Source organism: Streptomyces sp. NPDC006283 (assembly GCF_040613325.1).
Lineage (GTDB): Bacteria > Actinomycetota > Actinomycetes > Streptomycetales > Streptomycetaceae > Streptomyces.
This window is the reverse complement of sequence record NZ_JBEXRZ010000001.1, coordinates 99298-112240: the sequence shown is the minus strand read 5'-3', so window position 1 is coordinate 112240 and position 12943 is coordinate 99298. Positions and strand designations below refer to the sequence as shown.

General features: G+C 70.5%; 12 protein-coding genes. 7 read left to right on the top strand and 5 right to left on the bottom strand.

The annotated features are described in order from the left end of the window. Nucleotides 1–134: 134 nt before the first annotated feature. Nucleotides 135–728, bottom strand: a complete 594-nt coding sequence (locus ABZ070_RS00525) for a hypothetical protein (protein WP_356628299.1) — start codon at nt 726–728, stop codon at nt 135–137. A 486-nt stretch (nt 729–1214) separates the two neighbouring features. On the opposite strand from ABZ070_RS00525, the gene ABZ070_RS00520 reads away from it, so the two are divergent. Further along, nucleotides 1215–2429 carry a helix-turn-helix domain-containing protein gene (locus ABZ070_RS00520; protein WP_356628297.1) on the top strand — a complete coding sequence of 405 codons (1215 nt, stop codon included), beginning with the start codon at nt 1215–1217 and terminating at the stop codon, nt 2427–2429. Between the two features lie 53 nt (nt 2430–2482). On the opposite strand, the gene ABZ070_RS00515 is transcribed toward ABZ070_RS00520, so the two are convergent. After that, the gene (locus ABZ070_RS00515) at nt 2483–4423 is read right to left on the bottom strand and encodes an AMP-dependent synthetase/ligase (RefSeq protein WP_356628295.1); all 1941 of its coding nucleotides are present in this window, start codon (nt 4421–4423) and stop codon (nt 2483–2485) included. A gap of 135 nt (nt 4424–4558) precedes the next feature. Between ABZ070_RS00515 and ABZ070_RS00510 the strand changes: the two genes are divergently transcribed. The 3 genes from ABZ070_RS00510 (at nt 4559) to ABZ070_RS00500 (ending at nt 6608) form a co-directional block, all read left to right on the top strand. Beyond that, complete coding sequence (locus ABZ070_RS00510) at nt 4559–4816, top strand: hypothetical protein (protein ID WP_356628293.1); 258 nt, start codon at nt 4559–4561, stop codon at nt 4814–4816. A 110-nt stretch (nt 4817–4926) separates the two neighbouring features. Next, on the top strand, nt 4927–5388 hold the full coding sequence (locus tag ABZ070_RS00505; RefSeq protein WP_356628291.1) for an SCP2 sterol-binding domain-containing protein: 462 nt from the start codon (nt 4927–4929) through the stop codon (nt 5386–5388). 5 nt (nt 5389–5393) lie between these two features. Beyond that, nucleotides 5394–6608: an acyl-CoA dehydrogenase family protein gene (locus ABZ070_RS00500; protein ID WP_356628289.1), complete on the top strand. Its 1215-nt coding sequence runs from the start codon at nt 5394–5396 to the stop codon at nt 6606–6608. Nucleotides 6609–7001: 393 nt separating this feature from the next. On the opposite strand, the gene ABZ070_RS00495 is transcribed toward ABZ070_RS00500, so the two are convergent. Then, the gene (locus tag ABZ070_RS00495; protein WP_356628287.1) at nt 7002–7403 is read right to left on the bottom strand and encodes a hypothetical protein; all 402 of its coding nucleotides are present in this window, start codon (nt 7401–7403) and stop codon (nt 7002–7004) included. Nucleotides 7404–7451: 48 nt separating this feature from the next. Continuing rightward, the gene (locus ABZ070_RS00490) at nt 7452–7886 is read right to left on the bottom strand and encodes a YchJ family protein (RefSeq protein ID WP_356628285.1); all 435 of its coding nucleotides are present in this window, start codon (nt 7884–7886) and stop codon (nt 7452–7454) included. A gap of 199 nt (nt 7887–8085) precedes the next feature. On the opposite strand from ABZ070_RS00490, the gene ABZ070_RS00485 reads away from it, so the two are divergent. Both ABZ070_RS00485 and ABZ070_RS00480 read left to right on the top strand, forming a co-directional pair. Beyond that, entirely contained in the window at nt 8086–9834 is a 1749-nt protein-coding gene (locus tag ABZ070_RS00485) for an FAD-dependent oxidoreductase (RefSeq protein WP_356628352.1), read from the top strand. A 64-nt stretch (nt 9835–9898) separates the two neighbouring features. Further along, nucleotides 9899–11245, top strand: a complete 1347-nt coding sequence (locus ABZ070_RS00480; RefSeq protein WP_356628283.1) for a 6-phospho-beta-glucosidase — start codon at nt 9899–9901, stop codon at nt 11243–11245. A 38-nt stretch (nt 11246–11283) separates the two neighbouring features. Here ABZ070_RS00480 and ABZ070_RS00475 read toward each other — a convergent pair whose 3' ends face one another. After that, a complete protein-coding gene (locus tag ABZ070_RS00475) occupies nt 11284–12138 on the bottom strand; it encodes a helix-turn-helix transcriptional regulator (RefSeq protein ID WP_356628281.1) in 855 nt (284 codons plus the stop codon). Nucleotides 12139–12284: 146 nt separating this feature from the next. On the opposite strand from ABZ070_RS00475, the gene ABZ070_RS00470 reads away from it, so the two are divergent. Continuing rightward, nucleotides 12285–12923, top strand: a complete 639-nt coding sequence (locus ABZ070_RS00470; RefSeq protein WP_356628279.1) for an NAD(P)H-dependent oxidoreductase — start codon at nt 12285–12287, stop codon at nt 12921–12923. Nucleotides 12924–12943: the final 20 nt, after the last annotated feature.

Genomic DNA, 12943 nt, shown 5'->3' with positions numbered 1-12943 from the left:
TCCCGTTGTCCCGGAAAATGCGATCTGAATTGCGTCGCGAGAATTCACCCCGACCCGTTTCCGGGGAGGGAGAAGTCCGTCGCGGGACCCCGCGACCCGTGGCGGGTCACGGGGTCGTGTGCGGCCGGCCGATGTCAGTCCTGGGTGATGGTGTGGCCACCCGAGACGGCGTAGACGGCCTCGTACAGCGCCTCGTCGCCGTCGTTGATCAGCCCGAGGCAGTCCGCGTTGGACGCGACCAGGCTGCCGCCGTTGATGACGAGCTCCTTGGTGTCGTTCTTGTAGTGGCCGGTCACGGCACCGGTGAAGTCCGCGACGCAGCCGGATCCGCTGATGCTCGCGTCGACGCCGGTGATGGAGCCGTCGATCGCGTTCGGCACGGAACTGACAGCGGTGGCGTCCAGGCTCCACGGGAAGCTCTTGGTGGTGACGTCGAAGGTGATGCCGATCACCGAGCAGTCCTCGAAGGTCAGGGTGGTGATGGTGCCGATGCCTTCTCCCGGGTTCCCGGAGCCGGTGGCGAGCGACCCGCTCGCGTGGGAGGAGGCGCAGTCCAGCGTGGCGGCGGGGACGGTGAGGGTGGGGTTCTCGGCGACGGCGGTGAACGAGCCGCCCGGCGTCACCGTCCAGGTGGCCAGCGACGTGGCCGACGCCGACGTGACTGTCATTCCGAGCGCGGCGGCGAATGCCGCAGAGGCGATCACTGCGTTTCTGGCAATTCTTCGCACGGGTCGTTCCCTTCAGGGGGATGGGCGTACCTGATGGACCGTTTTCGGCCCGGGCGGACGGGCCGACAATGGCTGCGGCGCACTTCATGGAACGCGGGCGAATTCTTTCGGCCACCCGGTCGAGCGCTTGCGGATGTGACGTTACGAGCGGGTAACCCGCCGCGCAATACTGGTTCCAGAGATTCCCGCACCACCCCTACCAGCGGGTATTTTCTTGTCGCCCCGCAAGAACCCACAGTGCTTTTGTTGTCGGAATGTGAGCAGCCCCGGCCCGGCGGCACGAGTTCACCGCGGACCGCCGACGGATACCGGCCGCACTCATGTCACCGCGTACCAACTGCTGTGCAGGCGCGCCCGTCTGGTCTATGTTCAGCACTCAACGAAGAGTCACGCCTGTCGGTCCGTGGGAGCGCTTCCCCCCACAGCCACATCACACTCCCACCGGACATCACCGGGGTCCTGGACCCGGACCACGAGGGGAGAACCATGCCGAGAACGACCCGGCCGTCCGACGCGGGAGAGCCCCTGGGGCCGCTGCCCCAGGAGTTCGCGGCAATCATCAGGCCCGAACTGCCCAGTCTCATCCAGGAGATCGGCCTCGAGGTGACCCGCGCCTACCCGGAGTACGGGCGGCTCCTCAAGGGCCCGTACGGGCAGGCCATCCAGATCGGTGTCGAGCAGAACATCTCCGTCTTCGTCGATCAGGTCGCCGCCCCGTCGACGCCGTCGCCGCTGCGCGACGAGATGCTGCGCCGCTTCGGCCGGTTCGAGGCGTACGAGGGGCGCAGCCTGGACTCCCTCCACGGCGCGTACCGGCTCGGCGCCCGCGTGGCCCTGCGCCGGGCCAAGCGGGTGGGCCGGCGGTACAACCTCTCCCCCACGCTGATGCTGAGCTTCGCCGACGCCCTGTTCGCCTACGTCGACGAGCTCGAAGCCCTCACCAGGGAGGGCTACTTGGAGGTCCAGGCAAAGTCGGTCGAGCACGGCGAGACGCTGCGGCGCAGGCTGCTGCACCTGATCATGGCCGGGCCTCCCGTGCCGCGCACGGCGATCGCGGAACTGGCGGAGCAGGCCCGCTGGGCCCTCCCCGAGCAGGTCACCCTCATCGCCCTGCGCCCTTCGACGGAATGGACCGCGGCGGCGATCGACAACGATGTCCTGGCGGATCTCGGCGGACCTCAGCCGCACTTACTCGTCCCGGGGCCGGTCGACGCCCGACGAAGACAGCGGCTCGAAGCCGCGTTGACCGGGACCCGGGCCGCCGTGGGCCTGACCGTACCGACCGCCGGCGCCGCGGACTCGATCCGCTGGGCCCGCCGCCTCCTCGACTTCATCGACTCGGGCATCGTCGAGGACACCCCTCTCGCCTTCTGCGCGGACCACATGCTCAGCCTGTGGCTGCTCGCCGACCCGGCGCTGCTGGACCGGATCGCGGAGCGCGAGCTCGCTCCCCTCGCCGGACTGACGCCCACCCGCCGGAGCCGGCTGATCGAGACCCTGCGGATCTGGCTGGACACCCGTGGCACCGCGGCCCAGATGGGCGAGCTGCTCGAGGTGCACCCCCAGACCGTCCGCTACCGGTTGCGCAATCTGGAGTCCATCTTCGGCGCTCGGCTCAAGGACCCCGAGGGCCGGTTCGCCACCGAGGGCGTGCTGCGTGCGCTGCATCTGCGGGAGCGCCGCGACGGCCCGGCCCGTTGAGCCGGGCCGCAGACGCCGCACCGGCCGGACCAACCAACGGACGGACGGACGGCTCAGGCGTACAGCGCGTCGATCTCCTTCGCGTAGGCGGCGGCCACCGCATGGCGTTTGATCTTCAACGACGGGGTGAGCAGGCCGTTCTCCTCGTTGAACTCGCCCGGCACGATGACGAACCGTCGGATCGACTCGGCGCGCGAGACCGCCGCGTTCGCATGGTCCACGGCCCGCTGCACGTCGGCGATCAGCTCCGGGTCCTCGCAGAGCTCGGCGAGCGGCGTGCCCTTCGGGCGCTTCCGTACGGCCGACCAGTGCTCCATCGCCTCTGGCTCCAGGGTGATGAGCGCGGCCACGTAGGGGCGGTTGTCCCCGACGACGATGCACTGGCCGACCGGTGGGCGGCTGCGCAGCCGGTCCTCGAGGACGGCGGGTGAGACGTTCTTGCCGCCCGAGGTGACCAGGATGTCCTTCTTCCGGCCGGTGATCGTCAGGTACCCGTCGTCGTCCAGGGCGCCGAGATCGCCGGTGGCGAACCACCCGTCGTGGAGCACCTCGCCGGTTGCCGCCGGATTGTTCCAGTACGAGCCGAAGACGATGCCGCCCCTGATCAGCACCTCGCCGTCGTCCGCGATGCGGATCGCGGTGCCGGGCACGGGCTGCCCGACGGTGCCGGGACGCGGGGCGAGCGGCGGGATGATCGTGGCGGCCGCGGTGGTCTCGGTCAGCCCGTACCCTTCGTAGATCACGATGCCCGCGGCGCAGAAGAAGAGGTTGAGCTCGCGGTCGAGCGGCGATCCGCCGCTGATCGCGTAGCGCAGCCGGCCGCCGAGTTCCTTGCGGATGCGCCGGTAGACCAGCAGGTCGTACAGTGCCCAGGCGGCGGTGAGGGCGGGCCCTGCGCCTCTTCCGGTACCTCCGGCCGTCGCGGTGCCGGTACCGAGGAACTTCGCCAGGTACGCCTCCGCGAACCGGACCCCGATGCGGTGCGCGCGGTCGAACGACGCGCCACGGCCGATCTTCTCCGCAGTGGCGCGGCCCGTGTCGTGGATCTTCTCGAAGAGGTACGGCACCCCGACCAGGAAGGTGGGCCTGAAGCTCTGCAGTTCGGGACGGAGTTCGTCGGGCTTGATGCTGGGGCAGTGCCCCAGTTCGATCCGCGCCATCAGGCAGGCGATCTGGATGGTGCGGCCCAGGATGTGGGCGAGCGGCAGGAACAGCAGGGTGGACGCCGTCTGGCCGGTGACGGCCTGGAAGACGGGGTGGAGCAGCTCGACGGTGTTGGACGCCTCGGCGTGCAGGTTGCCATGGGTGAGGACGCAGCCCTTGGGCTGCCCCGTGGTGCCGGACGTGTAGCAGAGGGTGGCGACGGAGTCGGGCGTAAGAGCCGCGCGCCGTGCGGTGATCTCCTCGTCGGGAATCCCGTCGCCGAGTGTGGCCAGTGTCACCATTGCGTCGCCGTCGAGGGTCCAGACGCGGGGTGGTGCGTCCATGCCCTGGGCGGCCTCAGCCACGAGCTCGGCGTGTTCCCGTGTCTCTGCGACGATTTGGGCGGCGCCGCTGTCCCGCAGGATCCATGCGACCTGCTCCGCGGAGGAGGTCGCGTAGATCGGCACGCTCTGCCCGCCGGCCGCCCAGACTGCGAAGTCGAGCACAGTCCATTCGTACCGTGTGCGCGACATCACGGCGACGCGGCCGCCCGGCTCGAGGCCCGCGGCGATCAACCCCTTGGCGGTTTCGGTCACTTGACGTGCGAATTCGGCGGCGGTGACCGGTCGCCAGCGGCCGTCGTCACCCTTACGGCGCAGCACTGCCGATTGGGGTGCTTCGGCGGCGTTCGCGTAAGGTATGTCGGCGGTGCTGCCGGAGACGGACGGCCGGACGAGGAGCGCTGTGCGCGCCTCTCGTACGACACCGTCCTCCCTGACCAGTTCGACCAGGACGCGATCGGCGAGATCGCTGTGCTTTCTCGCCCTCTTCAGATCCTTGTGTACGCCCATGGTCGGCTCCAGTTCGCGGGTTCGCAGTTCGCGGGCGGGGAGTTGACGGGACCTCGGCACTTACTCGCGGGGCAACTTACTCCCGCGTAACGAGAAATCAACGGGGCGACCCGTAACGGTAGAGAAGGACTTCACGTGATCGCCTCCCCCCTCGTCCCGGTGCCGATCCCCGACCGTGTCGCCGTGATGATCGGCTCCTGCATGCCGGCCCACATCCTGCAGGCGGAGATCGACGCCGAGTGCGCCGCACGCGAGGTGGGCCTGTTCCGCGGGCCGCTGTGCGCGGAGGACCGGGCCGACAGGGAGCACGCACTGTCCACGCTGGCACGGGCCAACAAGGTGCTGGCCGCGTATGACCCCCGGCTCACGGTCGGACCGCGACGCGGTCGCTGACCGCCCCCCGCCGCCCTTCACTCCTTGACTTCAGGCCGCCCCTCTTGTTCGAGGGGCGGCCTTTCGTTACTTTACCCAAAAGTAAGTTTACTCAGGAGTAAGGAAATGCTGTGGCAGACGGTATCGGCAGCGAGCTGGGCGGCCTCGACTTCTCCGCCGTCTCCCCCGAGGAGTTCGCGAAGATCGTGAAGGGCCTGTCCGGCAAGGAGATCGGCCAGGTCATGCAGGGGGAGCTGCGGCAGCGGGTGCTCCGTGAGGTCTTCGGGCGGATGGGGCAGCAGTTCCGCCCCGACAGCGCGGGCTCCCTGACGGCCCTCATCCGCTGGAAGATCACCGGCGAGAGCGACGAGACCTTCGAGACCGCCATCGCCGACGGGACCTGCACGGTCACGGAGGGCCGCTCCGACACCGAGGCGCGGACTACGCTGATGATGGGCGACGCCGAGTTCCTCAAGCTGGTCTCCGGAAACGCCAACCCGGTGACCATGTTCATGACGCGGAAGCTCAAGGTTGCCGGCGACGTCGTCCTGGCGTCGGGGCTGACCCGCTACTTCGACATCCCGAAGGCCTGATCGCCATGGCCCCCTTCTCCCTTCAGCTCACCGAAGAGCAGCGGGACCTGCGGGACTGGGTCCACGGCTTCGCGGCCGACGTCGTCCGGCCGGCCGCGTCCGAGTGGGACGAGCGCGAGGAGACACCCTGGCCGGTGATCCGGGAGGCCGCGAAGATCGGCCTCTACGGATTCGAGTCGCTCGCCGACATGTTCGGCGACCCCACCGGCCTCTCCCTCCAGATAGCCAACGAGGAACTCTTCTGGGGTGACGCCGGCATCGGCATGGCGCTCTTCGGCACCTCGCTCGCCGTCGCCGGGATCTTCTCCTCCGGCACACCCGACCAGCTGGCCGAGTGGGTCCCGCAGTGCTTCGGCGATGAGGCCGATCCGCAGCTCGCGGCGTTCTGCGTCTCGGAGCCGCAGGCCGGGTCCGACGTCTCGGGGATGCGCACCCGCGCCCGCTACGACGAGGCGAAGGACGAGTGGGTGATCAACGGCCAGAAGGCCTGGATCACCAACGGCGGCATCGCGAACGTCCATGTCGTCGTCGCCTCCGCGGACACCGGGCTCGGCGCGCGCGGTCAGGCCGCGTTCATCGTGCCGCCCAACACACCCGGTCTCGGCGGCTCCAAGAAGATCAAGAAGCTGGGTCTGCGCGCCTCGCACACCGCCGACGTCTTCCTCGACGACGTGCGCGTGCCGGGCAGCTGCCTGCTCGGCGGAAAGGAAAGACTCGACGCGCGCCTCGCCCGCGCCCGCGAAGGCACGAAGGCCAAGAGCCAGGCGGCCATGGCCACCTTCGAGGTCAGCCGTCCGACCGTCGGCGCACAGGCGCTCGGCATCGCGCGGGCCGCCTACGAGTACGCCCTTCAGTACGCCGGTGAGCGTGAGGCCTTCGGCCGGCCGATCATCGAGAACCAGTCGATCGCGTTCGCCCTGGCGGACATCCGCACGGAGATCGAGGCGGTACGGCTGCTGATCTGGCAGGCCGCCTGGATGGCGCGCAACGGCCAGGACTTCGACGCCGGCCAGGGCTCCATGGCCAAACTGCGCGCGGGCGAACTGGCGGTGAGCGCCACGGAGAAGGCGATCCAGATCCTCGGCGGCGCGGGCTACAGCCGCGAGCACCCGGTGGAGCGGATGTACCGGGACAGCAAGATCTACACGATCTTCGAGGGCACGAGCGAGATCCAGCGCCTGCTGATCGCCCGCGCGATCTCGGGCCGCCACATCCGCTGACGCGGGGGGGCGCGGGGGGGGGCGCGGGGCGCCCGGGAGTGCGGAACGCCCGGGTGCCCGGGTGCACGGGACGCGCGGGGTGCCCGCCTGCCCGCGCTACACGGATACGTGGAACGCACCGGTGGACGGAAAACCCGCGGATGCACGGAGCGCCCCGTGCACGGTGCAGGGAACGCGCGGGTGCCCGCCGCACGGGTGCATGGAACACACCAATGCACGGATGCACGGATGCACCGCGGCACGGGATGCCCGGCTGCACGGGACGCGCGGGTGCCCGGATGCACGGGAGTGCGGGACGCGCGGGTGCCCGGGACGCGGGCGGGTGCAGGGCGGGCGGGTCCCGGGGCGGGTCACCCCGCGGCGCGACGTGGGCTGCCGCCGCCGGGCGGGTGCTCAGGCGCTGTCGACGGCCTTCAGGACGTGGTCCAGTTCTTGCGGCATGACCGCGATCAGGATGACCTCGTCCGCCGCCTCGCACTCGACGATCCGGGACCCCGGGTTGATGCCCAGCGCCTCGCGCATCGACGGTGCCCGCACCCCGGTGCGGCGCAGGCCGGCGGGGAGGGCGGACCTGCGGCCGCCCCAGGATGCCTGCCACGCGAGAGGGCCCGTGCCGATCAGCAGGCGCCCCGGCCGCCAACGCGAGCCGCCCGTCGAGCGCTTGAGCATGCACGGGATTCCCGCCTCTTCGCCCGCGTCGACGAGGGCCGCCCGCTGCCGGCGTCTGCGCAGCACCAGCCGGCCGACGAGAGCGGCGGCGGCTGCCGCCGCCAGCACTTCGATCAGTTCGATCACGTGTGCATTGAACCAGTTCCCACCGGCCTGGGCGGCGGGCTCGTCGGCTCACTCCAGGAAGGTGCCGTCCACGTACACCCACCAGCCCTGCTCCCGCTCGAAGTTGCTGCGCTCGTGCAGCTCACCGCGCTTGCCGTGGTGGCGGTAGCGGGCGCGGAAGGTGACCGTGCCGGTCGTGTGAAACGCGCTGCCGTCCGTCGAGTCGACGATCTCGAGTGCCGTCCACTGCATGCCGGGGTCCAGTTCGAGGTGCGACGGCCTCGTCGACGAGTGCCAGGTGCGCAGCAGATATGCGGCGTCGTGGGCGACGAATGCGCTGTAGCGCGAACGCATCAGCAGTTCCGCGGTGGGCGCGGACTCCTCTCCGCTGTGGAACCGGCCGCAGCACCGGGCGTAGGTGTCCGGCAGGCCGCAGGGGCACGGCGAGTCTGCGGTGAGGGCGGGAGGCGTGGTGTCTTTGGTGCGTTTGATGCGTCTGGCCATGGCTCCATTTTCCAGCCATTGCGCGACCGGGGCTCCCGCGTGGCTTCCGAGTCGTGAGGGATCTCCGTATGCTCCAGCGCCGGGTGCGACAGTTACCAACGGTAAGGGGGCTCGGATGGACCGTTCTGGCACCTCCCGACGCAATGCAGGACACCGCAGTCCGGGACACACCGTGCCCCGTACCTCACGGCGCACCTTCATGGCAGGCGCCGCCGGCGTCGGCGGCGCCGCGGCCCTCGGCACCGTGGGGGTCGCCCACACCGCCGCGGCAGCCACCCCTGAGGCCTCGCCACCCCTTTCCGTCGCCGTCCTCGGCGGAGGCGTCGCCGGACTGACGGCCGCTCACGAACTCGCTGAGCGCGGCTTACGGGTCACCGTGTACGAGCGCCGGGCCCTCGGCGGCAAGGCCAGAAGCATCGACGTACCCGACAGCGCGAAGGGTGGGCGCAGACCGCTCCCCGGCGAGCACGGCTTCCGTTTCATCCCGGGCATCTACCACAACCTCCCCGACACCATGCGCCGCATCCCCTTCCCCGGGAACCCGCACGGCGTCTGGGACAATTTGGTCGCGCCGTCCGAGATGTCGTTCACCCGCACGGGCCGTGAGGATCTGCGCATCCCCCTCCCCTGGCCCGGGCACCAGCCACCCGACCTCACCCTCGACGACATCCGCCGGGCATTGACCGCCCTGCTCGACACGGCCCTCGCCATCCCGTTCCACGAGACCGCGTACTTCGTGAACCGTCTGCTGGTCTTCCTCACCAGCTGCGACGAGCGCCGCGACCGTACGTGGGAACGCACGCCCTGGTGGGAGTTCATCAGGGCCGAGGACATGAGCTACGACTACCAGCGCATCCTCGCCGTCGGACTCACCCGCAACATCGTGGCCACCAAGGCGGAGGAGGCCAGCACCCGCACGGTCGCCACCCTTCTGGAGGCCTTCGTCTTCAACGCGCTCGGGCGCGGCGCCGACGGACCGCTCGACCGGATCCTCGACGCACCCACCAACGAGGCCTGGATAGACCCCTGGGTGGCTCATCTCGAGTCCTTGGGCGTGGAGTTCCGCGTCGGCTGGACCGTGAGGGAGGTGAAGTACGCCTCCGGGCAGGTGACGGGTGCCGTCGTCGAGAACCCGCAGGGTGCGCGGGAGTCGGTGACGGCCGACCACTACATCTCCGCGATGCCGGTGGAGCACGCACGGCGCACCTGGGGCCCGGAGCTGCGTGCGGCGGATCCGCAGCTCGCCCGCTGCGACAAGCTGCAGACCGACTGGATGACGGGCATCCAGTTCTATCTGACCGAGAGCGCCCCGATGCTGCACGGTCATCTCAACTGCATCGACTCGCCCTGGTCCCTGACGGCCATCCAGCAGGCGGCGCACTGGCCGGATCGCGACTTCCCCGCCGACTACGGCGACGGAGTGGCGGTGGACTGCGTGTCCGTGGACATCTCCGAGTGGGACCGGCCGGGCATCCTGTACGGCAGGACCGCGAAGCAGTGCACCAGCACCGAAGTCGCCAAAGAGGTGTGGGCGCAGCTGAAGGCGGCGCTGAACGACACCGGCAAGGTGGTCCTCAAGGACAGCTCCTTGCACTCCTGGTTCCTCGACCCCGGCGTCGACGGCCTCGGCACCCCGAACCCCACCAACGACGACGAACTCCTCATCCACCCTGTGGGGACGTTCCACAACCGCCCCCGGGCCGGGACCCGGATCCCGAACTTCTACCTGGCGGGGGACTATGTCAGTGTCGACATCGACCTGGCGACCATGGAAGGTGCCAACGCCTCCGCCCGCGCGGCGGTCAACGCCCTGCTGGACCGCACCGGCTCCCCGGCGCCGCGCTGCACGATCACACCCCTGTTCCGCGCCCCGGAGATGGAACCCCTCAGACGCCACGACCGCACCCGCTACCGTCTCGGCCTGCCCAACGCCTTCGACCTCGGCTGAACCGGCACACCCGGCCGGTCAGCGGCCGGGGCCGACGAGCAGCCGCGGCGAGTAGCGTACGGGCATGAAGCTCACCATTCTCGGCGGCGGCGGCTTCCGTGTGCCCCTCGTGTACGGGGCCCTGCTCGGCGATCACGCGGAGGGCCGGGTCACGCGGGTCGCCCTGCACGACGTGGACGCCGGGCGGCTGGACGCCGTCGCCGGAGTGCTCGCGGAACAGGCGGCCGCGTACAAGGACGCGCCGGACGTCGTCGCGACCACGGACCTGGACGAGGCCCTCCGAGGTGCCGACTTCGTCTTCTCCGCGATCAGGGTCGGGGGGCTGGAGGGCCGCGCCGCCGACGAACGGATCGCGCTCGCCGAAGGAGTCCTCGGCCAGGAGACCGTCGGCGCCGGCGGCATCGCATACGGCCTCCGCACGGTTCCGGTGGCCGTTGACATCGCGCGCCGGGTCGCCGAGCTCGCCCCCGACGCCTGGGTCATCAACTTCACCAACCCGGCAGGTCTGGTCACCGAAGCGATGAGCCGCGTTCTCGGTGACCGTGTCATCGGCATCTGCGACTCGCCGGTGGGTCTCGGACGCCGGGTGGCCAAGACGCTGGGCGCCGACCCGGCGTCCGCATGGATCGACTACGTGGGCCTCAACCATCTCGGGTGGCTGCGCGGTCTGCGCGTCGGCGGGCACGACCAACTGCCCCGGCTGCTCGCCGACACCGAGGCGCTGGGCTCCTTCGAGGAGGGCCGGCTCTTCGGCCCTGAGTGGCTGCGGACGCTCGGCGCCATCCCCAACGAGTATCTGCACTACTACTACTTCAACCGGGAGACCGTGCGCGCCTACCAGGAGGCGAAGCAGACCCGGGGCGCTTACCTGCACACCCAGCAGGCACGCTTCTACGAGGAGATGCGGCAGCCCGGCACGCCTCCCCTGGCCACCTGGCGGCGTACGCTCGCCGAGCGCGAGGCCACCTACATGGCGGCCAACCGAGAGGCCGCGGGAATCGGCGAGCGCGACGAGGACGATCTCGAGTCCGGCGGATACGAGAAGGTGGCGCTCGCCCTGATGCGGGCCGTCGCCCGCAACGAGCGCACCACGCTGATCCTCAACGTCCGCAACCGCGGCACCCTTTCCGTGCTGGACGCGGATGCCGTCGTCGAGGTGCCCTGCTTCGTCGACGCCGACGGCGCGCATCCGGTCGCGGTCGCTCCCCTGCCCCTCCATGCCGTCGGGCTCGTGACCGCGGTCAAGGCCGTCGAACGCGAGGTGCTGGACGCGGCGGAGAGCGGTTCGCGGGCGGTCGCCGTGAGGGCCTTCGCGCTGCACCCCCTGGTCGACTCCGTGAACGTCGCCCGCCGGCTCGTCGACGGCTACCGGGCCGAGCATCCGGGCCTCGGCTACCTGAACCGGCCATAGGGGCCCGGACGTGCCTGCGCCTCCGGCTCCCCCGGACCTCAGCCGGAGACCGCCCGCAGCGCGCCCGGGCGGCGGCCCGTGAGGGTGTCGAGGGCCGCGGCGGTCGGCCCGTCCGCCGGCAGGTGGACCAGCAGCCGCTGATCGTCGTCGACCGCCAGGTCCAGCGTCTCGTAGTCCAGGCGGAGCTCCCCCGCCTCCGGGTGAACCAGGCGCGTCACGCCGTTCGCCCGCGGCAGCCCCGGCAGCGTCTCCACCCGGTCGGTGAACGAGGCGCCCGCAGTGACGGTCAGCTCGTCCACGAGCGCGGCGATGTGCGGGTCCGCGCGGAACGGCCCCTGCTTGAGCGCGGCGACCTGTTCGTCGGCGACGAGGTTCCAGTCGGGCCAGGCGGCGCGGGCCCGGTCGTCGGTGAGTACGAAGCGGGCCAGGTTCGGCGGGTCGCCGTCCAGGAGGCCGACCGGACCGGCGAGCCGCTCGTACCCTTGGGTCCAGGCCAGCAGTTCGCTCAGCCGGTTGAGCAGCACCGCGGGCGTGGGTTCCAGTCGGTCGAGCAGCGCCCGCACCGTGGGGCGGACGACCCGGTTCGGCGTCGCGCCGCCCATGCAGGTGAAGCCTCCGCCGGAGGCCTTGGTGAGCCGGTGCAGATGGATGCGTTCGCCCGGGGCGAGCCGCAGCGCGTCGGCCAGCGCGGAGAGCACGGGCGGGGAGGGCCGCCGGTCCCTGCCCTGTTCGAGACGGGTCACGTACTCGACGCTCACGCCGGCCAGCGTCGCGAGTTCGGACCGGCGCAGGCCGGGCGTGCGGCGGCGTGCGCCGGCCGGCAGGCCCACGTCGGCGGGAGTGACGGACTCGCGGCGCGTACGCAGGAACAGACCCAGCTCGTTCTCGCTCACCGCTCGAACGTAACAGGCGCGGGCGACCGGATCGTGGCCCTGCCACTACCAGCCTCGGTCCGGCCTCCCTGCTCGTCGCCCAGGACGGCAGGCTGGGAGAACAGAAGGCCCGAAGGCCGGTCCGTACGACAAGCGAGGAATCTCCTGTGTCCGTGAAGAATCTCAACCTGGCAGTGATCGTCGGAAGCGTCCGGCAGGGCCGCTTCGGACCGGCCGTCGCCGATTGGTTTGCTCAACAGGCCACACAGCACGGTCAGTTCTCGGTCGAGCTGATCGATCTGGCGGACACTGTGCTGCCACTCGCGCTGCCTCCGGTGCCGCCCGCGATGCAGCCGGACCTGGACCGGCCGGCCGAGATGCGCGGTCTCACGCGCCGGCTCGCCGCGGCAGACGCGTTCGTGGTGGTGACGCCGGACTACAACCGCAGCTTCCCGGCCTCGCTGAAGGCCGCGATCGACTGGCACTACACCGAGTGGCAGGCCAAGCCGATCGGTTTTGTGGGGTACAGCGGCGGCAGCGGCGGGCTGCTGGCGATCGAGCAGCTCCGGCAGGTCTTCGGTGAGCTGCACGCCCATACGGTGCGCGACGTTGTCTCGTTCCCCCGTTACTACGAACTCTTCGGCGAAGACGGCACCTTGCTCGACCCCGAGGGCCCGAACGGCGCGGCGAAGACGATGCTCGACCAGCTGCTGTGGTGGGGTTCCGTGCTGCACGACGCACGGCGTGAGCACCGTTCGCCGCCGCCTGAGCCGCCTGAGGATGCCTGGGGCGCCACGGTCCCGTGAGTCGACGGCGGGCAGTCCAG